Source organism: Streptomyces sp. CMB-StM0423 (genome assembly GCF_002847285.1).
Taxonomy (GTDB): Bacteria; Actinomycetota; Actinomycetes; order Streptomycetales; family Streptomycetaceae; genus Streptomyces.
Map to the genome: position 1 here is coordinate 7,143,655 of NZ_CP025407.1, position 23,771 is coordinate 7,167,425.

Sequence of the window (23,771 nt, forward strand, 5' to 3'; positions counted from 1 at the left end):
GGTAACGTTCCGCGCGGACACGGCACCCGTCGTATAAACGCACCGGCGGCCACGCGGCATAGGGGACTGATGACTGACTACGGCCAAAACCCCGGCTCCCAACCCTGGCAGCCCGACGACAGCCTTTACGGCGGGCAGCAGGACTGGTCGGGCGGGCAGCCCGGCGCCGGGCACCACCACTACGGGGGACAGCAGCCGCAGCAGCACTATCCGCACCAGCAGCAGGCGTCCTGGGACTCGGGCCAGCACCAGCAGTACCCCGGCGGCTGGGACACCACCGGCGGCGGGATGCCGCTGGCCGACCCCTACGCCCCCGCGCCGCAGCCCGACTACTACGGCACGCCGGACGCCTACCCGCCGCCGAACCCGCATCCGCGCCGCCCGCACCCGCAGCAGCAGCCGGGGCCCCCGCAGCCCGGGCACCACCGGCCCCCGCCGCACCAGCAGCAGCCCCCGCACCCGGGGCAGGGCGGCCGCCGCAACGGCGGCCGCGAGGACTGGGACCCCGCCTCCCGCCCGCCCGCGCGCGACGACCACCCCTTCTTCGACGGCGGCGACGACGACTTCGACGACGGCCCCCGCGAGGGCCGCGGCGGCGGCCGGAGCGCAGGCCGCGGTACGGGCCGCGACCGCCGCGGCGCCAAGCGCCGCAACGGCTGCGCGTGCCTCGTCATCGCCCTCGTGCTGGCCGCGGGCCTCGGCGGCCTCGGCTACCTCGGCTACAACTTCTGGAACGACCGCTTCGGCGCCGCGCCCGACTACTCGGGCGAGGGCACGGGCAGCGTGAACGTGGAGATCCCCGAGGGCGCGAGCATCACGCAGATGGGGAACATCCTGAAGGACAAGGGCGTGGTCAAGAGCGTCCAGGCGTTCGTCGACGCCGCCGGCGACGAGATGCTCCACCCCGGCTCGTACACCCTGCACAAGGGCATGTCGGGCCAGGCCGCGGTCAAGATGATGCTGAACCCGGAGGCCGCCAACCAGCTCGTCATCCCCGAGGGCCGGCGCGCCACGGCCGTCTACGCGATGATCGACGAGCACCTCGGGCTCAAGGACGACACCACCGCCAAGATCGCCGAGAAGGGCGATCTCGGCCTGCCCGACTGGGCGGACGGCAACCCCGAGGGCTTCCTGTGGCCGTCGAGCTACTCCGCCGCCGAGGGCACGGACCCCAAGAAGCTGCTGCGCGAGATGGTCAAGCGGGCCAACGCCACGTACACCGAGCTGGGCCTGGAGGACAAGGCGGCGAAGGTGGGGCAGACCCCGTACGAGATCGTCACCATCGCCAGCCTCATCGAGGCCGAGGGGCAGTCGAAGGAGGAGTTCGGCAAGGTCTCGCGGGTCATCTACAACCGCCTGAAGCCGGACAACACCGCCACCAACGGCATGCTGCAGTTCGACTCCACCATCAACTACGCCAAGGGCGAGTCGAACCTCGACATCTCCAACCAGGACACGCAGTTCGACTCCCCGTACAACACCTACCTCCACGCCGGCCTGCCGCCCGGGCCCATCGACAACCCCAGCGAGCGGGCCATCGTGGCGGCCCTCGAACCGACCGCGGGCGACTGGCTGTACTTCGTCACCGTCAAGCCGGGCGACACGCGCTTCACCGCCAGCAAGGAGGAGCACGACCGCAACGTCGAGGAGTTCAACGAGAACCAGCGCAAGAAGGAGGACGAGTGATCGCGCAGCCCCGGCGCGCGGCCGTCCTCGGCTCGCCCATCACCCATTCCCTCTCGCCGGTGCTGCACCGCGCCGCGTACGGCGAACTGGGCCTGACCGGCTGGACGTACGGCCGCTACGAGGTGGACGAGCGGCGGCTGGCCGGCTTCCTCGACAGCCTGGAGCCGGGGGAGTGGGCCGGGCTCTCGCTGACCATGCCGCTGAAGCGCGCCGCGATCCCGCTGCTCGACGAGGTCAGCGCCACGGCCCGGTCGGTCGAGGCGGTCAACACCGTCGTGCTGCACGACGACGGCCGCCGCTTCGGCGACAACACCGACATCCCCGGCATCACCGCGGCGCTGCGCGAGCGCGGCATCGAGAAGGTCGAGCGCGCCGCCGTCCTCGGCGCCGGCGCCACCGCCTCCTCCGCCCTCGCCGCCCTCGCCTCCGTCTGCACCGGGGAGGTCACCGCCTACGTACGCTCCGCCGCCCGCGCGACGGAGATGGAGCAGTGGGGCGAGCGCCTCGGCGTCTCGGTGCGCTGTGCGGACTGGTCCGAGGCCGCCGCCGCCTTCGACGCCCCGCTGGTCGTCGCCACCACCCCGGCCGGGGCCACCGACGGCCTCGCGGCCGCGGTCCCGGAGCGCCCGGGCGCGCTCTTCGACGTGCTGTACGAGCCCTGGCCCACCCCGCTCGCCGGGGCGTGGGCCGCGCGCGGCGGGACAGTCGTCGGAGGTCTCGACCTGCTGGTGCACCAGGCGGTGCTGCAGGTGGAGCAGATGACGGGCGCCGCGCGGGCCCCGCTGGCGGCCATGCGCGAGGCCGGCGAGGCCGCGCTGCGCGCCCGTACGCTCTGAGGCCCGGCACCCCCGGCGGACCGTCCGCCGGGGGGTGCAAGAGTTTGCCTGTCCCACCGTCCATTCGGTGGACCTGGACAAGTGCGGGGCCGGGAGCGTGCGAGGATCGGGGCGAGGACTTCGCACTCGTAAGGGAGCACCGTTGAGCAGGTTGCGCTGGCTCACCGCAGGGGAATCGCACGGCCCGGCACTCGTGGCGACACTGGAGGGCCTCCCCGCGGGGGTGCCCGTCACCACCGACCTGGTCGCCGACCACCTCGCCCGCCGCCGGCTGGGGTACGGCCGCGGGGCGCGGATGAAGTTCGAGCGCGACGAGGTCACCTTCATCGGCGGCGTACGCCACGGGCTCACCCTCGGCTCCCCGGTCGCGGTCATGATCGGGAACACCGAATGGCCCAAGTGGGAGAAGGTCATGGCCGCCGACCCGGTGGACCCGGCCGAGCTGGCGGGCATCGCCCGCAACGCCCCGCTGACCCGCCCCCGCCCCGGCCACGCCGACCTCGCCGGGATGCAGAAGTACGGCTTCGACGAGGCCCGGCCGGTGCTGGAGCGCGCCTCCGCCCGCGAGACCGCGGCCCGGGTGGCGCTGGGCGCCGTGGCCCGCTCGTACCTGAAGGAGACCGCCGGCATCGAGATCGTCTCGCACGTCGTGGAGCTGGGCGGCGCCAAGGCCCCGTACGGCAGCATCCCCGCCCCGGCCGACGTGGCGCGGCTCGACGCCGACCCGGTGCGCTGCCTGGACGCCGACGCGAGCAAGGCGATGGTCGAGGTGATCGACCAGGCCCACAAGGACGGCGACACCCTCGGCGGCGTCGTCGAAGTCGTCGCGTACGACGTACCGGTCGGCCTCGGCTCGCACGTGCACTGGGACCGCCGGCTGGATTCCCGGCTGGCCGGGGCGCTCATGGGCATCCAGGCCATCAAGGGCGTCGAGCTGGGCGACGGGTTCGCGCTGGCCGGTGTGCCGGGGTCGCAGGCCCACGACGAGATCGTCGGCACCGACGACGGCATCCGCCGCTCCTCCGGCCGCTCCGGCGGCACCGAGGGCGGGCTGAGCACGGGCGAGCTGCTGCGGGTGCGCGCCGCGATGAAGCCCATCGCGACCGTGCCGCGGGCGCTGGCGACGGTGGACGTCGCCACCGGCGAGGCCACCAAGGCGCACCACCAGCGCTCCGATGTCTGCGCCGTACCCGCCGCGGGCATCGTGGCGGAGGCGATGGTGGCGCTGGTGCTGGCCGACGCGGTGGCGGAGAAGTTCGGCGGCGACAGCGTCACGGAGACCGCCCGCAACGTCCGCGGCTACCTGGAGAATCTGGCGATCCGATGACCAGCAGCACCGAGGGCCGTGAGCGCCCCGACACCGCGTCCGAGCCGGCCGCCGCGGGAGGCACGGACGGCCCCGCCGTCGTGCTCGTCGGCCCGCCGGGCGCCGGCAAGTCCACCGTCGGCGCCGTGCTCGCCGCCCGCCTCGGCACCACCGTCCGCGACACCGACGAGGACGTCGAGAAGGCCGCGGGCAAGCCGATCCCCGACATCTTCTACGACGACGGCGAGCCCGCCTTCCGAGCCCTGGAGCGCGCCGCCGTGCGCGCCGCGCTCGCCGAGCACCCCGGCGTGCTGGCCCTCGGCGGCGGCGCCGTCATGGACCCCGGCACCCGCGAGCTGCTCGCCGCGCACCGCGTCGTCTTCCTCGACGTCGAGATGGCCGACGCCGTCAAGCGGGTCGGCCTCGACGCCCCCCGCCCGCTGCTCGCAGTCAACCCGCGCCAGCAGTGGCGCACCCTGATGGAACAGCGCCGCCCGCACTACACCGAGGTCGCCCGCGCGACCGTCACCACCGCCGGCCGCACGCCGGACGAGGTCGCCGAACTCGTACTCGCAGCATTGGAGAGCCACCCCGCATGACACCGAGCGCCGAAGGGGCCGAGGTCACCCGCATCCACATCGGCGGCACCGCGGGCACGGAACCGTACGAGGCCGTCGTCGGCCGGCAGTTGCTCGGCGAGCTGCCGCGGCTGATCGGCGAGCGGGCCGGGCGCGTCGCCGTCCTCGTGCCGGAGGCGCTGGCCGAGACCGGCGAGTCGCTGCGCGAAGACCTGGCGGGGCAGGGGTACGAGGCCGTCGTCATCCAGGTGCCGAACGCGGAGGAGGCCAAGACCGCCGAGGTCGCCGCGTACTGCTGGCGGGCCCTGGGCCAGTCCGGCTTCACCCGCAGCGACGCCGTCGTCGGCGTCGGCGGCGGCGCCACCACGGACCTCGCCGGGTTCGTCGCCGCGACCTGGCTGCGCGGCGTGCGCTGGGTCGCGGTGCCGACGACCGTGCTGGGCATGGTGGACGCGGCGGTCGGCGGCAAGACCGGCATCAACACCGCGGAGGGCAAGAACCTCGTCGGCGCGTTCCACCCGCCGGCCGGGGTGCTGTGCGACCTCGCCGCGCTGGACTCCCTCGGCGTCCACGACTACGTCTCCGGCCTCGCCGAGGTCATCAAGGCCGGCTTCATCGCCGACCCGGCGATCCTGGAGCTGGTCGAGGCCGACCCGGAGGGCGCCCGCAGCCCCGCGGGACCGCACACCGCGGAGCTGGTCGAGCGCGCGATCCGGGTCAAGGCCGAGGTGGTCTCCACGGATCTGAAGGAGTCGGGTCTGCGCGAGATCCTCAACTACGGGCACACCCTCGGCCACGCCATCGAGAAGAACGAGCGCTACAAGTGGCGGCACGGCGCGGCCGTCTCCGTCGGCATGGTCTTCGCCGCCGAGCTGGGCCGGATCGCCGGCCGCCTCGACGATGCCACCGCCGACCGGCACCGCGCGGTGCTGCGCGCCGTCGGGCTGCCCGTGACGTACCGCGGCGACCAGTGGCCCAAGCTGCTGCAGACGATGAAGGTGGACAAGAAGACCCGCGGCGACCTGCTGCGCTTCATCGTCCTCGACGGGCTGGCGAAGCCCGTCGTGCTGGAGGGCCCCGACCCGGCGATGCTGCTCGCCGCGCACGCCGAGATCGCGGCGGGCGCAGAGGAGGCCGCCCGGTGACGCGCGTGCTGGTGCTCAACGGGCCGAACCTCGGCCGCCTCGGCTCCCGCGAGCCGGACGTCTACGGCGCCACGTCCTACGCCGGGCTCGTCGAGCAGTGCACCGCCCTCGGCAAGGAGCTGGGCTTCGAGGTCGAGGTGCGGGAGACCAACGACGAGGCGGAGCTGATCCGCTGGCTGCACGAGGCCGCGGACGGCCGGCTGCCCGTGGTGATCAACCCGGGCGCCTTCACGCACTATTCGTACGGGGTGCGCGACGCGGCGGCGCAGCGCACGGCGCCGCTGATCGAGGTGCACATCTCCAACCCGCACGCCCGCGAGGAGTTCCGGCACACCTCGGTGATCGCCGCCGTGGCCTCCGGCACGATCGCGGGCTTCGGCATCGGCTCGTACCGGCTGGCGCTGCGCGCGCTGGCGGAGGACCTGGCGTCGTCCTGACCCCCGGCGGCCGGTACGGTACGGGCCGCTCCGGCGCTCCGTACCGTAAGGGCCGTCAGCCGCCGTCCGGGACGGCGTAACCCTCCGCGCCCGTCGCGCGCCTGCCGACGAACGACACCACCCGGTCGCCCGCCGCGGCCACCCGCCGGTCCGTCGGCTCACCGAACGCGGCGGGCAGCGTGCCGTCGCCGACGACCTCGCCGTCCGCCAGCGCGTACTGCACGAGGTGCACCTCGTCCTCGCCGCCGAACTCCGCGCGTACGGTGACCGTTTCGTCGTCCATCGCCAGGATCGAAGGCGCGCCGAAGGCCACGCCCTCGTCCCAGCGGACCTCGCCCGTGACGGCGTCCACGGCCGCCAGCCGGTACGGCGCCACCACGCTCGGCGCTTCGGCGGCGACGACCACGGTGTCGCCGTGCGCGCCGATCCACGGGATGTCGGTGTTCTCGCCGCCGCTCAGGCTCAGCTCGCCGAACGGCGCGGCCACCGGGATCTCGTGGTGGTTCCTCCCGGTCCTGTCGAAGACCAGCAGCGCGTTCTCGCTGCCGTCGCCGCCGCGTCCCAGCTCGACCGAGACCGGATCGGCGGTCAGCGGCCACGACTCCGTGGCGTTGCGGGGCAGTTCGAAGCGCCAGCGCTCCTCGCCGGTGGCTGAGTCCAGCTCGACGACCGTGTTGGGGTTGCCGGCCCGGCCGCAGGTCTCCATCAGCACCGTCGTGCGCGGTCCGGTCAGGGCGTCGGACAGGCGGCAGCCGTCGATGCCCTCGGTGCGCTGCCAGCGCTCGTCCCCCGTACGCGGATCGAAGCCGAGCACCCCCTCCTGGGCGGCGACCACCAGCCGCCCGCCGGACATGCCGAGCGCCGGGCTGCGGGTCGAGGAGCCGCCGGTCTCGTGGTGCCACAGCAGCCGGCCGGTGGCGGTGTCGACGGCGCCGACCACGCCGCAGTCGTCCAGGTCGTCGTCCTCGTCGCCGTAGCCGACCGCGCCGATGCCGTCGTACGTGGCGGTGCGGCCGCGGGACGTCTGGCACGCGACCGCCGAGCCCCGCGGCGGCGGTACGGACCAGCGCCGGTCGCCGCTGCCGGGATCGATTCCCACGGTGCCGCGGGAGTCGGTGCGGGCGGCGGCGTGCTCGGTGAGCCAGCCGCCGACCAGGGCGGTCCGGTTGCCGGTGCCGTGGACGGGGGCGCGCCAGTCGCGCACCCGGTCGCCCGCGGCGGTGACGTGGGCGGGGGAGTCGGCGGCGGGACCGGAGGGCTCGGGCGCGGCGGTACGGCCGTTGCCCTCGTCCCCGTCGCCGCCGGGGGTACGGGACGAGGAGGAGCCCTGCTCGGCGGCGCCGGTCCCGCGGTCGTCGTCCGGGAGGAGGAGGAACCCGGCGGCCAGCAGCGCGGCCGCCGTCACCGCCGCGGCCGCGGCGAGGGCCACGGGCCGGGCCGCCAGCCGGCGGAGCCTGCCCGCCGTGCCGGCGGCCGGCTGCGGGGACGCGGGGGAGCGGGGCGGCGCCAGCGGGTACGACGTGGTGGCGCCGCTGACCGCCGGGGACTGCTCCGGCACCTCCCGATCGGCCGCCTCCCGATCCTCCGCAGCCGGATCCGCTGCCGCCGGATCCGGCGACTCCGCCGCCCGCGCCGCCGCGATCACCTGCGCCGGCGTCGGCCGGTCTGCCGGCTCGCGGGCCAGGCAGGCCCGTACGAGATCCGCCAACTCCGCGGGCACCCCGGTCAGATCCGGCGTGCCGTGCACCGTCCAGTACGCCAGCGCCGCCGCGGGCGCGTCGCCGTACGGCGGCCGCCCGGTGGCGGCGTACAGCAGCACCGCGCCCAGCGAGTACACGTCGCCCGCCGGGCCCACCGGGTCGTCGCCGACGAGTTGTTCCGGCGAGGCGTAGCCGAGGGTGCCGATGGCCATGCCGGTGCCGGTGAGGCCGGTGGCGTTGGCGGCGCGCGCGATGCCGAAGTCGATGACGCGCGGCCCGTCGTCGGCGAGCAGGACGTTCGACGGCTTCAGGTCGCGGTGCACGATCCCGGCGGCGTGCACCACGACGAGCGCCTCGCCGAGCGCCGCGGCAAGCGAGCACAGCCGGCGCGGCGGCAGCGGCCCGTCCGCCGCCACCGCATGCGCCAGCGAGGGGCCCGGGACGTACTGCGTGGCCAGCCAGGGCGTCGGGTCGTCGGGTCCGGCGGCGACGAGCGGCACGGTGAAGAAGCTCAGCACCCGGCGCGCGGCGTCGGCCTCCTGGCGGAAGCGCGCCCGGAACTCGGGGTCTGCGGCCAGTTCCTCGTGCACCAGCTTGAGCGCTGCGTGCCTGCCGTCGTCGGCGCGCGCGAGGTACACCTCGCCCATGCCGCCCGCGCCGAGCAGCCGCACCAGCCGGTACGGGCCGACGCGCGTACCGGCGTCCCGCGCGCCGGGCCCCGGCCCCCGCGGCGGGCTCATGCGTCCGGCGCGGACAGCAGCGCCATGCCCTCGGTGCCGGTCGGCGAGTCGAAGATGATCACGGTGTCCTCTCGCGCCAGCAGGGCGTCGACATGGGGAATCTGCAGGGGGAGGGTGCCGCCGGTGTCCGCGTCCCCGTCCGCCAGGGCCAGCCGCAGCAGCGGGATGCGGCCGAGGACCTTCTCCGAGCTGCCCAGGAGCACGCCGTCGTCGCCCACGCCGTAGACCGCGCCGAGGGCGTCGCCGGGCAGGGTGCGGTGCCAGCGCCACGTGCCGGTGCGCGCGTCGTACGCCGCGATGCCGAAGACCGGTCGCGTCTCGGGTCCCGCGGAGTAGGTGGTGACGAGGGTGCCGCGCCAGCCGAGCAGTTCCGGGGCGAGGGTCTCGCCGTAGTTGCTCGTGGTGACGCGGCCGAACGGCTGCTTGCCTGCCAGCGGTTCGTGCGCTGTCCCGTCCGGGGCGAAGACCTGGAGCGGCAGTTCGTCGGAGTCCTCCAGGTAGGTCCGTACGGCGACGGGCTCGACCGTCTCGACGTTGCCCCCGGTGACGCCCGCGCCCAGCTCGGTCGACCAACGTACGGTGCCGTCCCCGGCGTTGAGCTGCGCGACGCGCACCCGGCCGGCGCTCGGCTGGTCGGCGCGCCGCCGGTCGTCGCCGCCGCCGTCGCAGACGGTGATCATCGCGACGCTCGTCCGCCCGGCGGCGGCGTCGCCGAGCGCGCACCCGTCGCCGTCCTCCGGGGTACGCAGCCACACGGGCCTGCCGTCGCCGAGGGCGTAGCCGACGAGTCCTGAGTACGAGCGGACGACGACCCGTTCGCCCACGATGCCGACCGTCGTGCTCACCGCGTCGTCGCCGCCCTTGCCGGGCCGAAGGCCGGTGCGCCAGACGGTCGCGCCGGTGCCGGTGTCGAGGACGGCGAGCCGGTCGCAGCCCCCGTCGGCCCCGGCGGAAGTGCCGTACGCCACGGCGCCCCGGCCGCCGCTCGTGGCCGCTGACATGGCGCACGGCACCAGCCCTTCGGCGGGCGGCGTCGCGGTCCACCGGAGGTCGCCGTCGGCGCGGTCGTAGCCGCGGACGTCGTGCTCGTCGGCCTGCACGACGGTGTCGCCGGTGAGCCAGACGCCGAGCAGGCCGCTGCTCCTGGTCTCGTTGACGCCCTCGCCCGCCGCGGGCTCTTCCGGCCGGTTGTCCCAGGCCACGGACCACTCGCCGGTGGCGAGGGAGACGCCGTCGACGGGGCCGGCCGGCGCGGGCAGGGCGCGGTCGCCACCGGGCTCGGCGGGGTTGGTGACGGGCGTCCCGGACGCCGCGGGCCGGCCGCGGCCGTCGGCGCCCGGCGGCGGTCCGCCGCCCGGGTCGTCGCCGTCGCCGCCGCGCAGCAGGGTGGCGGCGAGTACGGCGGTGGCCGCCAGCGCCGCGGCGCCGGCGAGCACCACCCGGCGCCGCCGGGGGCGGCGGGCGTACCGGAGCGCGTCGGCGGTGACCGGCGGGCCGGGCAGGGCGCGGCTCCGGGGGCCGAGACCGGGCGGCGGCCCGAAGACCCCCGCGGGCTCGGGGGCGTCCGGCGATGCGGGCACGTCACGGGGGCGGTCCGCGGGCGGCGCGGCGCCGTCGCCGCCCGGCCCGGCGGCATCCCGTACGGTCCCGGCCCCGCCCGCACCGCCGTCCGCCGGCGGCAGGTCCCCGGGGCCGGGCCCCGCGGCGGCCTCCTCCCGTACGGACGCCGCCCCCCGGTCCCGTAACGCCTCCGCCGCGAACGTCCATGACACCCCGGCCGTGGGCCCCGCCGCGGCCGCGACCTCCGCCACCCCCGGCCGCCCGCCCGGGTCCTTCGCCAGACACCCGGCCACCAACTCCCGCAGTTTCCCCGGCACTCCGGCGAGATCCGGCTCACCGTGCACCGTCCGGTACGCCACCGCGTGCGCGGGCCCGTCGCCGAAGGGCCGCCGCCCCGTCGCCGCCGTCGCCAGCACCGCGCCCAGCGCGAACACGTCGCAGGCCGGCGTCGAGACGCCCTCGGTCAGGTGCTCGGGCGCCGCGTAACCGGCGGTGCCCATCAGCACGCCGGTCCCCGTCAGCCGCGTGGCGTCCGCCGCCCGGGCCACGCCGAAGTCGATGACGCATGGCCCGGCCGCGCCCGCGATCACGTTCGCCGGCTTGAGGTCCCGGTGCACGATCCCCGCCGCGTGGATCGCCCCCAGCGCCGTCGCCAGCGCCGCGGCCAGGGCCCGCAACCGCCCCTCGGCCAGCGGCCCGTGGGCCCGCAGCAGCGCGGCCAGCGTCGGCCCCTCGACGTACGCGGAGGCCAGCCACGGCCGCACCGCATCCGGGTCCGCCGCCAGCAGCGCCGCCGTGCAGGGGCTCGCCACCGCTCCCGCCGCGGCCACCTCGCGGGCGAACCGGACGCGGAACTCGGGGTCGTGGGCGAGGAAGGAGTGCACGACCTTCACGGCGGCCGGCCGCCCGGCGGCGTCGCGGGCGAGGAACACCTGCCCCATGCCGCCGCGGCCCAGCGGCCGCACGACGCGGTACGGGCCGAACCGCCGCCCGCCGTCCGCCTCCTGCCCGGCACCCATGCGCCGCCCCCCCCGTCGGTCCCGAGTCTTCGGATGACTAGAGACGCCCTGTACCGCCATTGGAGTTCCGGATCCTCTTTTCGGCGCGAAGGCGTAACCTCGCGGCGCCCGCCGCGGATAGGAAGTCCGGGACATCTGAGTCCCCGTCAGAAACACTCGGACACACCGACGACGAGGAGAAACACGGATGCGCGTTTGGGCGCGGGTGGCGGTCGCGATGGTCGCGGCGCCGGCGGGAGTGGGACTGCACGCCGGGGTCGCGACCGCCGACGAGCACTACAACGGCGGCAGCGTCTCGAACGGGTCGAGCTTTTCGCTCCTCCGCACGGGGCAGATCGACGACCCGATGGAGGACGTACTGGAGCACTTCCTCCTGCTCGGCGGAAACCACACCTGGGACTAGGTCCGCGCGGCGCTCCTGGCAGGATCGTTCCCACCACGGCGGGTCGTGCGGGTACCGTGCGGGGCTAAGGCAGCCCCGGACCGCGGTAACGGCCATGACCAGCCGGGCGTCGGTACGTGACGGGTCACAGAGCAGAGGGTGCACGGGATGCAGCACGCAGTGGGGGTTCCGCAGCCGCCCCAGGGCAGACCTGGCCCTGCCGGTCCGCCGCCGCCGGCGGCGGCCGGGCCGCCCGACGCGGTCGAGACGACCGGCCACATCAAGCTCCCGGTCGGCGGCCCCGTGGCCCTGCCCAGCCCGCCGCCCGCCCCGATGCCGCACGGAGCACCGCCACCGACGGTGGCGGTGCTCCTCATCGGCCCGGCCGGGGCCGGCAAGACCACCGTCGCGCGCTACTGGGCGGACACCCGCAGGGCGCCGACCGCGCACATCAGCCTCGACGACGTACGCGAGTGGGTGCGCGCCGGCTTCGCCGACCCGCAGGCCGGCTGGACCGACCACTCCGAGGCGCAGTACCGGCTCGCCCGCCGCACCTGCGGCTTCGCCGCCCGCAACTACCTGGCCAACGGCATCTCCTGCATCCTCGACGACGCCGTCTTCCCCGACCGCCCCGTGATCGGCCTCGGCGGCTGGAAGCGGCACGTCGGCCCCGGGCTGCTGCCCGTGGTGCTGCTGCCGGGCCTGGAGTCCGTCCTCGCCCGCAACGCCGCGCGCACCGGCAACAGGCGGCTCGCGGACGAGGAGGTGGCCCGCATCCACGGCCGGATGGCCGGCTGGTACGGATCCGGGCTGCCGATCATCGACAACTCGCACCACGACGTGCCCGCGACCGTCCGGATGCTCGACGACGTCGTCGGGCGCAGCCTGGCGAGCCCGCCGGCCTGGTAGCCGCGTACGGTCGTGCGGGACCTGCCCGTGTCGTACCCGCGCGGGGCCGCGCCCCGTGCCCGTACGGACGCGCTCCGGCGGCCCGGGAACCCGGGCCGCCCTAGGCTCGGATCATGCATGAGGTGCACGCTGCCCGCCGTACCCGGCTGCGCTCCCACTGCGAGGCGGCCGGCAGCGACGCCGTGCTCGTCTCCCGGCCGGCGAACATCACCTACCTCACCGGCTGCGCCCCGCCGGGGGCCGTCCTGCTGCTCGGCGCCGGCGAGGACATGCTCGTACGGCCCGGCGACCCGGCGCTGGACCCGGCCGGCGCCCCGCAGCCCGACGACCTGCGGGTCCACGCCCTCGGCGGCCCCGAAGGGGACGCCGCCGTCGCGGCCACCGGGCTCGCGGCGGCGAGCGGCGCCACCGCGCTGGCCGTCGAGGAGCACCACCTGACCGTGGCCAGGCACCGCGCCCTGTCCTCCGTCGCGCCCCGGCTCGCGCTGATGGACCTGTCCCGCGCCGTGGAGCAGCAGCGGCTCGTCAAGGACGACGAGGAGATCGCCTGCCTGCGGATCGCCGCCGAGATCGGCGACCAGGCGCTGGGCGAACTGCTGGAGTCCATCCTCGTCGGCCGTACGGAACGGCACCTGGCGCTGGAGCTGGAGCGGCGGCTGGTCGACCACGGCGCCGAGGGCCCGGCGTTCCCCACCGCGGTCGGCACCGGCCCGCACGCCGGCCGCGCCGGGCACGTACCGACCGACCGGCGGGTGGAGGAAGGCGACTTCCTCACCGTCTGCCTGGGCGCGCGCTACCGCGGCTACCGCTGCGAGATCGGCCGCACCTTCGTCGTCGGCAACGCTCCTGACGACTGGCAGATCGAGCTGTACGACCTGGTCTTCGCCGCTCAGCGGGCCGGCCGGGAGGCGCTGACGCCGGGCGCGGAGTACCGCGAGGTGGACCGCGCAGCGCGCCAGGTGCTCACCGCCGCCGGACACGGCGACGGCGTCGGCCCCTTCACCGGCCACGGGGTGGGACTCGAAATCGACGAGGACCCGCGGCTGGCCCCGGGGGCGATGGGTAAACTGGACGCTCGTGTGCCGGTCACCGTCGAGCCGGGAGTCCATCTCCCCGGCCGGGGCGGGGTCCGGATCGACGACACGCTCGTCGTCCGCTCGCCGGCGGACGGCGGTCCCGAGCTACTCACCATCACGACGAAGGAACTGCTCGCGCTCTGACCCCGGCCGGGTCTTCGGCGAATCCGGGCTTCCGTCGTCGTCCACGCAGTCCAGGAGATTTCGCGACGTGGCCACCACGAACGACCTCAAGAACGGCTTGGTGCTCAAGCTCGACGGCGACCAGCTCTGGTCCGTCGTCGAGTTCCAGCACGTGAAGCCCGGCAAAGGCCCTGCCTTCGTCCGTACGAAGCTGAAGAACGTGCTCTCCGGCAAGACCGTCGACAAGACGTTCAACGCCGGGGTGAAGGTCGAGACGGCCAACGTCGACCGCAGGGACATGCAGTTCTCGTACAAGGACGGCGAGTACTTCGTCTTCATGGACATGGAGACGTACGACCAGGTCCACATCGACCCCAAGACCGTCGGGGACACCGCCAACTACCTGCTGGAGGGCTTCGACACCACCGTGGCGCTGCACGAGGGCACGCCGCTCTACGTCGAGCTGCCCGCGGCAGTCGAGCTGACCATCGCGCAGACCGACCCGGGCGTGCAGGGCGACCGCTCCACCGGCGGTACCAAGCCGGCCGAGCTGGAGACCGGCTTCTCCATCCAGGTCCCGCTGTTCATCTCCACCGGCGAGAAGATCAAGGTCGACACCCGCTCCGGCGAGTACCTCGGCCGCGTGAGCGGCTGACGTGGCCGCACGGAACACGGCGCGCAAGCGCGCGTTCCAGATCATCTTCGAGTCCGATCAGCGCGGCGCGCCCGCGGGGCAGGTGCTGGAGGACTGGATCCGGCTGGGCGCCACCGACCCCCGGCAGCCGCCGGTCGGCGACTTCACCCGGCGGCTGGTCGAGGGCTACGCGGAGCACGCCGCCCGGATCGACGAGCTGCTGGGCTCGTACTCGGTCGGCTGGACCCTGGACCGGATGCCCGTCGTGGACCGCAGCATCCTGCGTCTTGGGGCGTACGAGCTGATCTGGGAGGACGAGACGCCGGACGCGGTGGCGATCGACGAGGCGGTGCAGCTCACCAAGGAGTTCTCCACGGACGACTCCCCGGGCTTCGTCAACGGCCTGCTGGGCCGGCTCCAGGAGCTGAAGCCGCGGCTGCGCAGGGACGTGGACGCGGGCCCGGAGGCGGCGGCGGAAGCGGGGACGGCGGCGGAAGCGGAGGCGGTCCCGGAGCCGGGAGCGGACGCGGACGATGCGCCGGCACCGCAGGCGGGCCGGGATGCCGATGCGGACCAGGGCCGTGACGCTGCCGGCGAAAGCCCGCGTGCCGGGCGGGACGGGAGCGGCGACGCGGCGGCCACCGGGGACTCCGGTGCGGGCGCGGCGGAGCAGGTTCCTGCCGCCGCCCCTGCGGACGACGTGCCGGACGGCGCGCGGTCCGACGCCGGCTAGCGCCCCGCGCGCCTCTTACGCGGACTGCCGCCGACGGCGGACCGGACCCGGACGGGTCCGGTCCGCCGACGGCGGCACGTTTCTGCAGGTGAGACGCGGGTCAGGCGTCTTCGTGGACCACGACGGCGCGGCGGGCGTCGGCGTCCAGGACACCCCAGCCGATGAGCTGCTCGGTCAGCACCGAGGGCGACTGGTCGTAGATCACGGCGAGCGTGCGCAGGTCGTCCTGGCGGATGGAGAGGACCTTGCCGTTGTAGTCCCCGCGCTGGCTCTGGATCGTCGCCGCATAGCGCTGCAGCGGGCCCGCCTTCTCCGCGGGGATCTGGGCCAGGCGCTCCAGGTCCAGCACGAGCTTCGGCGGCGGCTCCGCGGCCCCGCCGGGCGCCGAACCCGGGAGAAGCTCCTGCACCGGCACCCCGTAGAAGTCCGCCAGCTCGGCCAGGCGCTGCACGGTGACCGCACGGTCCCCGCGCTCGTACGACCCGACGACGACGGCCTTCCAGCGCCCCTGGGACTTCTCCTCCACGCCGTGCAGTGAAAGGCCCTGCTGGGTACGGATGCCCCGGAGCTTGGCCCCGAGCTGTTTGGCGTATTCGCTGGACATATGGCTCCCCGGACGACAGTCTGGTAACTCACTGTGAGGTTACGCAGCGTAACTTGGCTTCGTCAAGCGGAAGATTCATCCGGCCGCCACCCATCAGGGTGGTGCGCGCGCGGCGGTGGAGCGGCGGAGCCCCGGCGGCGGTGGTGTCCGGCCGCGCTGTTACGGTAGAGGGGACCTGACGTCCTTTAACGCCCGTCCTGTGAGGCGGGGAAGGGGGTCCTTTTCGTATGGACACGCACAGCCCTGAACCGGCGCGGCCCGTACTGGAGGCGCCGGACATCCAGCGGGTGCTGACCCGCATCGCGCACGAGATCGTGGAGCGCACCAAAGGCGCCCACGACGTGGTGCTCCTGGGCATCCCGACCCGCGGCGTGTGGCTCGGCCACCGGCTCGCCGCAAAGCTGGAAGAGATCACCGGCAGCAAGTTCGGCCAGTCGGGCGTCGGCTCGCTCGACATCACGATGTACCGCGACGATCTGCGCATGGGACCGCCCCGCGCGCTCGCCCGCACCGACATCCCCGCGGAGGGGATCGACGGCCGGCTGGTGGTGCTCGTGGACGACGTGCTCTTCTCCGGACGCACGATCCGCGCGGCGCTCGACGCGCTGAACGACATCGGCAGGCCGCGGGCGGTCCAGCTCGCCGTCCTCGTCGACCGGGGCCACCGCGAGCTGCCCATCCGCGCCGACTACGTCGGCAAGAACCTCCCCACGTCGCTGCGGGAGACGGTCCGCGTCCAGCTCACCGAACAGGACGGCCGCGACGCCGTGCTGCTCGGCTCCAAGTAGGACGCCCGCCCCGCTCCGCCGGCCGCCGGGGGCGTACGCCCCCCCGTGAGCCGCGGCGCGCGACCCGCCGTACCCACGACACCCCGGAGCACCCAGTGAAGCGCCATCTCATCTCGGCCGCCGACCTGTCCCGCGACGACGCCGTGCTGATCCTCGACACCGCCGAGGAGCTGGCCCGGATCGCGGACCGGCCCATCAAGAAACTGCCCACCCTGCGCGGCCGCACCGTGGTCAACCTCTTCTACGAGGACTCCACCCGCACCCGCATCTCCTTCGAAGCCGCCGCCAAGCGGCTCTCCGCCGACGTCATCAACTTCTCCGCCAAGGGCTCGTCGGTCTCCAAGGGCGAGTCCCTGAAGGACACCGCCCTGACCCTGGAGGCCATGGGCGCCGACGCCGTCGTCATCCGCCACCACGACTCCGGCGCCCCGCACCGGCTGGCCACCTCCGGCTGGATCAACGGCTCCGTCGTCAACGCAGGCGACGGCACCCACGAGCACCCCACGCAGGCGCTCCTCGACGCCTTCACCATGCGCCGCCACCTGGCGCCCGGCACCGGTGGCGGGCTCGACGGCCGCCGGATCACGGTCGTCGGCGACATCCTGCACAGCCGGGTCGCCCGCTCGAACGTGCTGCTGCTGCACACCCTCGGGGCCGAGGTCACCCTGGTCGCCCCGCCCACGCTGGTGCCGGTCGGCGTGGAGAGCTGGCCGTGCGAGGTCTCGTACGACCTGGACGCCGTGCTGCCGAAGTCCGACGGCGTGATGATGCTGCGGGTCCAGCGGGAGCGGATGAACGCCGCGTTCTTCCCCACCGAGCGGGAGTACGCCCGCCGCTACGGCCTCGACGGCGACCGGATGGCGCGCATGCCCGAGCACGCCCTCGTCATGCACCCGGGCCCGATGAACCGCGGCATGGAGATCACCGCCGAGGTCGCCGACTCGCCCCGCTGCACCGCCGTCGAGCAGGTCGCCAACGGCGTCTCCATCCGCATGGCCGTGCTCTACCTGCTGCTCGGCGGCGCACCGGGCGAGGCCCCCGCTGCCGCCACGACCGCCCCGACCACCGCACGCACCGAGGAGACCGACCGATGAGCAAGACCCTGATCCGCGGCGCGAAGCTCCTCGGCGGCGAGGCCCGGGACGTCCTGATCGACGGCGAGACGATCGCCGAGGTCGCCGAGCCCGGCGTGGCGCTGGCGGCCGAAGGCGCCGAGGTGGTCGAGGCCGCGGGGCACATCCTGCTGCCCGGCCTGGTCGACCTCCACACCCACCTGCGCGAGCCCGGCCGCGAGGACTCCGAGACCGTCCTGACCGGCACCCGTGCAGCCGCGAAGGGCGGCTTCACCGCCGTCCACGCGATGGCCAACACCTTCCCCGTCGCCGACACCGCCGGCGTCGTGGAGCAGGTCTGGCGGCTCGGCCGCGAGTCCGGCTACTGCGACGTGCAACCGGTCGGCGCCGTCACCGTGGGCCTGGAGGGCAAGCAGCTCGCCGAGCTGGGCGCCATGCACGAGTCGGCGGCCGGCGTCGTGGTCTTCTCCGACGACGGCAAGTGCGTGGACGACGCCGTGATCATGCGCAGGGCGCTGGAGTACGTGAAGGCGTTCGACGGCGTCGTCGCGCAGCACGCGCAGGAGCCGCGGCTGACCGAGGGCGCCCAGATGAACGAGGGCGTCGTCTCCGCCGAGCTGGGCCTCGGCGGCTGGCCCGCCGCCGCCGAGGAGTCGGTCATCGCCAGGGACGTGCTGCTCGCCGCCCACGTCGACTCCCGGGTGCACATCTGCCACCTGTCCACCGCCGGCTCGGTGGAGATCGTGCGCTGGGCGAAGTCCAAGGGCTGGCGGGTCACCGCCGAGGTCACGCCGCACCACCTGCTGCTCACCGACGAGCTGGTCCGCTCCTACGACCCCGTCTACAAGGTCAACCCGCCGCTGCGCACCGAGACCGACGTACGCGCGCTGCGCGAGGCGCTGGCCGACGGCACCATCGACTGCGTCGCCACCGACCACGCCCCGCACCCGCAGGAGGACAAGGACTGCGAGTGGGCCGCCGCCGCCATGGGCATGGTCGGCCTGGAGACGGCGCTGTCCGTCGTGCAGCAGACGATGGTCGACACCGGGCTGCTCGACTGGCCGGGCGTCGCCGACCGGATGTCCTTCCGCCCCGCCGCCATCGGCCGCCTCGACGGCCACGGCCGCCCCGTCGCCCCCGGCGAGCCCGCCAACCTCACCCTGCTCGATCCGGCCTACCGTGGGCGGGTGGATCCGCACAGCTTCGTCTCCCGCAGCCGCAACACCCCGTACGCGGGCCGCGAGCTGCCAGGACGGGTCACGCACACCTTCCTGCGCGGCCGGGCCACCCTCGCCGGGGGTGAGCCCGTATGAGGCTCGCCACCCTGCTCGCCGAGGAGCCGCGGTCGCAGCCGGTGACCGACTGGGCGGCGCGCATCGGCTGGGTCGTCGGCCTGATCCTCTTCACCGCGCTCGTCTACTGGCTGATGCGCGAGGGCTGGAAGTGGCGCGGCCAGCTCCAGTCCGGCATTCCGGACCTGCCCCCGATTCCCGAAGAGACCGGTCCGGTACGGCTGGAGCTGACCGGCCGCTACCACGGCACGACCGCCGCCGGGCAGTGGCTCGACCGCATCGTCGCCCACGGCCTCGGCGTACGCAGCCGCGTCGAGCTGACCCTCACCGAGCGGGGCCTGGCGGTCGTACGCCCGGGGGCCGCGGACTTCTTCGTTCCCGCCGCGCACCTGCGCGGCGCCCGGCTCGACAAGGCCATCGCGGGCAAGGTCCTCACCGAGGGCGGGCTGCTGGTGGTCACCTGGGCCCACGGGGGCGCGGAGTACGACTCCGGATTCCGCTCAGACCACGCCGCCGAGCACGCCGCCTGGGTGGCGGCGCTCGGCGCCCCGACGACCGAGAACGCTCCCGCCGACGCCGCCGCGAGCACCGCAGACAGCACCACCACGGAAGGCACACGATGACCGCATCCCACCGCGGCCAGGACAGCCCCGCCGTACTCGTCCTCGAAGACGGCCGCAGCTTCCGCGGCCGCGCCTACGGAGCGACGGGGGAGACCTTCGGCGAAGCCGTGTTCTCCACCGGCATGACCGGCTACCAGGAGACCCTGACCGACCCCTCGTACCACCGCCAGGTCGTCGTCATGACCGCCCCGCACGTCGGCAACACCGGCGTCAACGACGAGGACGCCGAGTCCGCCCGCATCTGGGTCTCCGGCTACGTCGTGCGCGACCCCGCCCGCGTCCCCTCCAGTTGGCGCGCCACCCGCTCCCTCGACGAGGAGCTGCGCCGCCAGGGCGTCGTCGGGATCTCCGGCGTCGACACCCGGGCGATCACCCGGCACCTGCGCGAGCGCGGCGCCATGCGCGTCGGGATCTTCTCCGGCGACCGGGTCGCGGACCCGGACGCGATGCTCGCCAGGGTGCGGGTGCAGAAGCAGATGAAGGGCGCGGACCTCGCGCCCGAGGTCGCCACCGACGAGCCGTACGTCGTCCCCGCGATCGGCGCGAAGCGCTTCACCGTCGCCGCGCTCGACCTCGGCATCAAGGGCATGACGCCGCGGCACATGGCCGAGCGCGGCATCGAGGTGCACGTGCTGCCGGCCACCGCCACGGTCGAGGAGGTCTACGCGGTCGGGCCCGACGGCGTGTTCCTCTCCAACGGGCCCGGCGACCCGGCCGCCGCCGACCTCACCGTGGTCCGCGCGGTGCTGGAGCGCGGCACGCCGCTGTTCGGCATCTGCTTCGGCAACCAGCTCCTCGGCCGCGCCCTGGGCTTCGGCACGTACAAGCTGAAGTACGGCCACCGCGGCATCAACCAGCCAGTCCAGGACCGCACCACGGGCCGCGTCGAGGTCACCGCGCACAACCACGGCTTCGCCGTGGACGCCCCCCTGGACGAGATCACCGACACCCCGTACGGGCGCGCCGAAGTCAGCCACGTGTGCCTCAACGACCGGGTGGTCGAGGGACTGCGGCTGCTGGACCGGCCGGCGTTCTCCGTCCAGTACCACCCCGAGGCGGCCGCCGGGCCGCACGACGCCGCGTACCTCTTCGACCGCTTCGTCCAGCTCATGGCCGCTCAGACGGCACAGACAGCACCGCCAGCACAGGGAGCCCAGCGTGCCTAAGCGCACCGATATCCGGTCCGTCCTGGTCATCGGCTCGGGCCCGATCGTCATCGGCCAGGCCGCCGAGTTCGACTACTCCGGCACCCAGGCGTGCCGCGTGCTCAGGGCCGAGGGCCTGCGCGTGATCCTCGTCAACTCCAACCCGGCGACGATCATGACCGACCCGGAGATCGCCGACGCCACGTACGTCGAGCCGATCACCCCCGAGTTCGTCGAGAAGATCATCGCGCGCGAGCGCCCCGACGCCCTGCTGCCCACCCTCGGCGGGCAGACCGCGCTCAACACCGCGGTCTCGCTGCACGATTCCGGGGTGCTGGAGAAGTACGGCGTGGAGCTGATCGGCGCCAACGTCGAGGCCATCCAGAAGGGCGAGGACCGCGAGCAGTTCAAGGAGGTCGTCGCCGAGGTCCGCCGCAAGACCGGGCACGGCGAGTCCGCGCGCTCGGTGATCTGCCACACGATGGACGAGGTGCTGGCGGGCGTCGACGGGCTCGGGGGCTACCCCGTGGTCGTCCGGCCCTCCTTCACCATGGGCGGCGCCGGCTCCGGCTTCGCGCACGACGAGGAGGAGCTGCGCCGCATCGCCGGCCAGGGGCTCGCGCTCTCGCCGACGACCGAGGTGCTGCTGGAGGAGTCCATCCTCGGGTGGAAGGAGTACGAGCTGGAGCTGATGCGCGACAAGCACGACAACGTCGTGGTCGTCTGCTCCATCGAGAACCTCGACCCCATGGGCGTACACACCGGCGACTCCGTGACCGTCGCCCCGTCGATGACGCTCACCGACCGTGAGTACCAGATCCTGCGCGACATCGGCATCGCCGTCATCCGCGAGGTCGGCGTCGACACCGGCGGCTGCAACATCCAGTTCGCGGTCGACCCGGCGGACGGCCGGGTCGTCGTCATCGAGATGAACCCGCGCGTCTCCCGCTCCTCGGCGCTCGCCTCCAAGGCCACCGGCTTCCCGATCGCCAAGATCGCCGCGAAGCTGGCCGTGGGCTACACCCTGGACGAGATCCCCAACGACATCACCCGCGAGACCCCCGCGTCCTTCGAGCCCACGCTCGACTACGTGGTGGTGAAGGTGCCCCGCTTCGCCTTCGAGAAGTTCCCCGCCGCCGACGCGACGCTCACCACCACGATGAAGTCGGTCGGCGAGGCCATGGCCATCGGCCGCAACTTCACCGAGGCGCTGAACAAGGCGCTGCGCTCGGTCGAGAAGAAGGACGCCCCCTTCGACTTCGCCGGTCCGCCGCCGGGTCCCGGCGAGAAGGCCGCGCTGCTGGAGAAGGCCGCCGTGCCCACGGACGGCCGGCTGAACACCGTGATGGCCGCCATCCGGGCCGGCGCCACCGAGGCGGAGGTGCACGAGGCGACGCGGATCGACCCGTGGTTCGTCGACCAGTTCTTCCTGATCAAGGAGGTCGCCGACGAGCTGGCCGCCGCCGACCACCTCGGCCCGGACCTGCTCGCGTACGCCAAGCGCCACGGCTTCTCCGACGCCCAGATCGCCGGCGTACGCGGGCTGCGCGAGGACGTGGTGCGCGAGGTGCGGCACGCGCTGGGCGTACGCCCGGTGTACAAGACCGTCGACACCTGCGCCGCCGAGTTCGCGGCCCGTACCCCGTACCTCTACTCCTCGTACGACGAGGAGACCGAGGTCGCCCCGCGTGAGCGGCCCGCGGTGATCATCCTCGGCTCCGGGCCCAACCGCATCGGCCAGGGCATCGAGTTCGACTACTCCTGCGTCCACGCCTCCTTCGCCCTCGGCGAGGCGGGCTACGAGACCGTGATGGTCAACTGCAACCCGGAGACCGTCTCCACCGACTACGACACCTCCGACCGGCTGTACTTCGAGCCGCTGACGCTCGAAGACGTGCTGGAGGTCGTGCACGCCGAGACCCAGGCGGGCCCGGTCGCCGGCGTCCTGGTGCAGTTGGGCGGGCAGACCCCGCTGGGGCTCGCGCAGGCGCTGAAGGACAACGGCGTGCCCGTCGTGGGCACGTCGCCGGAGGCGATCCACGCCGCCGAGGACCGCGGCGCGTTCGGCCGCGTGCTCGCCGAGGCGGGGCTGCCGGCGCCCAAGTACGGCACCGCGTTCTCCTTCGCCGAGGCCAAGACGATCGCCGCCGGGATCGGCTACCCGGTCATGGTGCGGCCGTCGTACGTGCTCGGCGGGCGCGGCATGGAGATCGTCTACGACGAGCCGTCGCTGGCCTCGTATCTGGAGCGGCACGCCGGGCTCATCTCCGAACACCCCGTGCTCGTCGACCGGTTCCTCGACGACACCATCGAGATCGACGTCGACGCGCTCTACGACGGCCAGGAGCTGTACCTCGGCGGCGTCATGGAGCACATCGAGGAAGCCGGCATCCACTCCGGCGACTCCGCCTGCGCCCTGCCCCCCATCACCCTCGGCGGACACGACATCAAGCGGCTGCGCGCCTCCACCGAGGCCATCGCGCGCGGCGTCGGCGTCCGCGGGCTGATCAACATCCAGTTCGCGCTCGCCGGGGACATCCTCTACGTGCTGGAGGCCAACCCGCGCGCCTCGCGCACCGTCCCCTTCACCTCCAAGGCCACCGCCGTCCCGCTGGCCAAGGCCGCCGCCCGCATCTCGCTCGGCGCCACCGTCGCCGAGCTGCGCGCGGAGGGCATGCTGCCGGCCACCGGCGACGGCGGCACGCTGCCGCTGGACGCGCCGATCTCGGTGAAGGAGGCCGTGCTGCCGTGGACGCGCTTCCGCGACATCCGCGGCCGGGGCGTCGACACCGTGCTCGGCCCGGAGATGCGCTCCACCGGCGAGGTCATGGGCATCGACAGCCTCTTCGGCACGGCGTACGCCAAGTCGCAGGCCGCCGCGTACGGCGCGCTGCCCACCCGGGGCCGCGCGTTCGTCTCGGTCGCCAACCGGGACAAGCGCTCGATGGTCTTCCCGGCCCGTGAGCTGGTCCAGCACGGCTTCGAGCTGCTGGCCACCTCCGGCACCGCGGAGGTGCTCAGGCGCAACGGCATCGCCGCGACCGTCGTACGCAAGCACTCGCAGGGCCCGGGCCCCGACGGCGAGCGCACGATCGTGCAGTTGATCCACGACGGCGCCGTCGACCTCATCGTCAACACGCCGTACGGCACCGGCGGCCGGCTCGACGGCTACGACATCCGTACCGCCGCCGTCGCCCGCGGCGTGCCGTGCCTGACGACCGTCCAGGCGCTGGCCGCCGCCGTCCAGGGCATCGAGGCGCTGACCCGCGGCGAGGTGGGGGTGCGCTCCCTGCAGGAGCACGCCGGGCACCTCACCGAGGCCCGCGCCCGCTAGCCGCCGCCCCGAGTCGTCCCGTGCCCCCGCCGGTCCCCACCGGTCCTG

At 74.3% G+C, this 23,771-nt stretch carries 19 protein-coding genes and 1 pseudogene; 17 read left to right on the plus strand and 3 right to left on the minus strand.

What is annotated here, in order from left to right:
- The first annotated feature begins 69 nt into the window (after positions 1-69).
- The 6 genes from mltG to aroQ all read left to right on the plus strand — a co-directional run bounded on the left by mltG (position 70) and on the right by aroQ (position 5,988).
- On the plus strand, positions 70-1,686 hold the full coding sequence (gene mltG, locus CXR04_RS31130) for an endolytic transglycosylase MltG (protein WP_101425537.1): 1,617 nt from the start codon (positions 70-72) through the stop codon (positions 1,684-1,686).
- Positions 1,686-2,522 carry a shikimate dehydrogenase gene (locus CXR04_RS31135; protein ID WP_442802478.1) on the plus strand — a complete coding sequence of 279 codons (837 nt, stop codon included), beginning with the start codon at positions 1,686-1,688 and terminating at the stop codon, positions 2,520-2,522. The genes mltG and CXR04_RS31135 overlap by 1 nt, the downstream gene beginning before the upstream one ends.
- A 142-nt stretch (positions 2,523-2,664) precedes the next feature.
- Positions 2,665-3,849: a chorismate synthase gene (gene aroC, locus CXR04_RS31140; protein ID WP_101425539.1), complete on the plus strand. Its 1,185-nt coding sequence runs from the start codon at positions 2,665-2,667 to the stop codon at positions 3,847-3,849.
- Complete coding sequence (locus CXR04_RS31145) at positions 3,846-4,427, plus strand: shikimate kinase (RefSeq protein ID WP_101425540.1); 582 nt, start codon at positions 3,846-3,848, stop codon at positions 4,425-4,427. Before aroC ends, CXR04_RS31145 begins: the two co-directional genes overlap by 4 nt.
- On the plus strand, positions 4,424-5,551 hold the full coding sequence (aroB, locus tag CXR04_RS31150; protein ID WP_101425541.1) for a 3-dehydroquinate synthase: 1,128 nt from the start codon (positions 4,424-4,426) through the stop codon (positions 5,549-5,551). The genes CXR04_RS31145 and aroB overlap by 4 nt, the downstream gene beginning before the upstream one ends.
- Positions 5,548-5,988 carry a type II 3-dehydroquinate dehydratase gene (aroQ, locus tag CXR04_RS31155; protein ID WP_101425542.1) on the plus strand — a complete coding sequence of 147 codons (441 nt, stop codon included), beginning with the start codon at positions 5,548-5,550 and terminating at the stop codon, positions 5,986-5,988. The genes aroB and aroQ overlap by 4 nt, the downstream gene beginning before the upstream one ends.
- A 55-nt stretch (positions 5,989-6,043) precedes the next feature.
- Here aroQ and CXR04_RS36555 read toward each other — a convergent pair whose 3' ends face one another.
- The gene (locus CXR04_RS36555) at positions 6,044-8,428 is read right to left on the minus strand and encodes a protein kinase domain-containing protein (protein WP_101425543.1); all 2,385 of its coding nucleotides are present in this window, start codon (positions 8,426-8,428) and stop codon (positions 6,044-6,046) included.
- Positions 8,425-11,007 carry a protein kinase domain-containing protein gene (locus CXR04_RS31165; RefSeq protein WP_101425544.1) on the minus strand — a complete coding sequence of 861 codons (2,583 nt, stop codon included), beginning with the start codon at positions 11,005-11,007 and terminating at the stop codon, positions 8,425-8,427. Before CXR04_RS31165 ends, CXR04_RS36555 begins: the two co-directional genes overlap by 4 nt.
- Before the next feature lie 187 nt (positions 11,008-11,194).
- Between CXR04_RS31165 and CXR04_RS31170 the strand changes: the two genes are divergently transcribed.
- The 5 genes and pseudogenes from CXR04_RS31170 to nusB all read left to right on the plus strand — a co-directional run.
- On the plus strand, positions 11,195-11,410 hold the full coding sequence (locus CXR04_RS31170) for a hypothetical protein (RefSeq protein WP_234380567.1): 216 nt from the start codon (positions 11,195-11,197) through the stop codon (positions 11,408-11,410).
- Between the two features lie 147 nt (positions 11,411-11,557).
- On the plus strand, positions 11,558-12,298 hold the full coding sequence (locus tag CXR04_RS31175; RefSeq protein WP_101425546.1) for an AAA family ATPase: 741 nt from the start codon (positions 11,558-11,560) through the stop codon (positions 12,296-12,298).
- 113 nt (positions 12,299-12,411) lie between these two features.
- Positions 12,412-13,518 carry an aminopeptidase P family protein gene (locus tag CXR04_RS31180; RefSeq protein ID WP_101425547.1) on the plus strand — a complete coding sequence of 369 codons (1,107 nt, stop codon included), beginning with the start codon at positions 12,412-12,414 and terminating at the stop codon, positions 13,516-13,518.
- 67 nt (positions 13,519-13,585) lie between these two features.
- The gene (gene efp / locus CXR04_RS31185) at positions 13,586-14,152 is read left to right on the plus strand and encodes an elongation factor P (RefSeq protein WP_101425548.1); all 567 of its coding nucleotides are present in this window, start codon (positions 13,586-13,588) and stop codon (positions 14,150-14,152) included.
- Between the two features lies 1 nt (position 14,153).
- Positions 14,154-14,579: pseudogene (nusB, locus tag CXR04_RS36230) on the plus strand (transcription antitermination factor NusB); the annotation flags it as partial.
- Between the two features lie 385 nt (positions 14,580-14,964).
- On the opposite strand, the gene bldD reads toward nusB, so the two are convergent.
- Positions 14,965-15,468, minus strand: coding sequence for a transcriptional regulator BldD (bldD, locus tag CXR04_RS31195; protein ID WP_018836716.1), 504 nt, complete (start codon positions 15,466-15,468; stop codon positions 14,965-14,967).
- Positions 15,469-15,695: 227 nt separating this feature from the next.
- Here bldD and pyrR point away from each other — a divergent pair, with 227 nt between their 5' ends.
- From pyrR to carB, 6 genes are all read left to right on the plus strand, one after another.
- Complete coding sequence (gene pyrR / locus CXR04_RS31200) at positions 15,696-16,256, plus strand: bifunctional pyr operon transcriptional regulator/uracil phosphoribosyltransferase PyrR (protein ID WP_101425550.1); 561 nt, start codon at positions 15,696-15,698, stop codon at positions 16,254-16,256.
- A 95-nt stretch (positions 16,257-16,351) separates the two neighbouring features.
- Entirely contained in the window at positions 16,352-17,350 is a 999-nt protein-coding gene (locus CXR04_RS31205; RefSeq protein WP_101425551.1) for an aspartate carbamoyltransferase catalytic subunit, read from the plus strand.
- Positions 17,347-18,642 (plus strand): dihydroorotase, encoded by a 1,296-nt coding sequence (locus CXR04_RS31210; protein WP_101425552.1) that lies wholly within the window; start codon positions 17,347-17,349, stop codon positions 18,640-18,642. The genes CXR04_RS31205 and CXR04_RS31210 overlap by 4 nt, the downstream gene beginning before the upstream one ends.
- On the plus strand, positions 18,639-19,244 hold the full coding sequence (locus CXR04_RS31215) for a PH-like domain-containing protein (RefSeq protein WP_101425553.1): 606 nt from the start codon (positions 18,639-18,641) through the stop codon (positions 19,242-19,244). The genes CXR04_RS31210 and CXR04_RS31215 overlap by 4 nt, the downstream gene beginning before the upstream one ends.
- Positions 19,241-20,410, plus strand: a complete 1,170-nt coding sequence (gene carA / locus CXR04_RS31220; protein WP_101425554.1) for a glutamine-hydrolyzing carbamoyl-phosphate synthase small subunit — start codon at positions 19,241-19,243, stop codon at positions 20,408-20,410. Before CXR04_RS31215 ends, carA begins: the two co-directional genes overlap by 4 nt.
- Complete coding sequence (carB, locus tag CXR04_RS31225; protein WP_101425555.1) at positions 20,403-23,723, plus strand: carbamoyl-phosphate synthase large subunit; 3,321 nt, start codon at positions 20,403-20,405, stop codon at positions 23,721-23,723. Before carA ends, carB begins: the two co-directional genes overlap by 8 nt.
- The last annotated feature ends 48 nt before the right edge of the window (positions 23,724-23,771 follow it).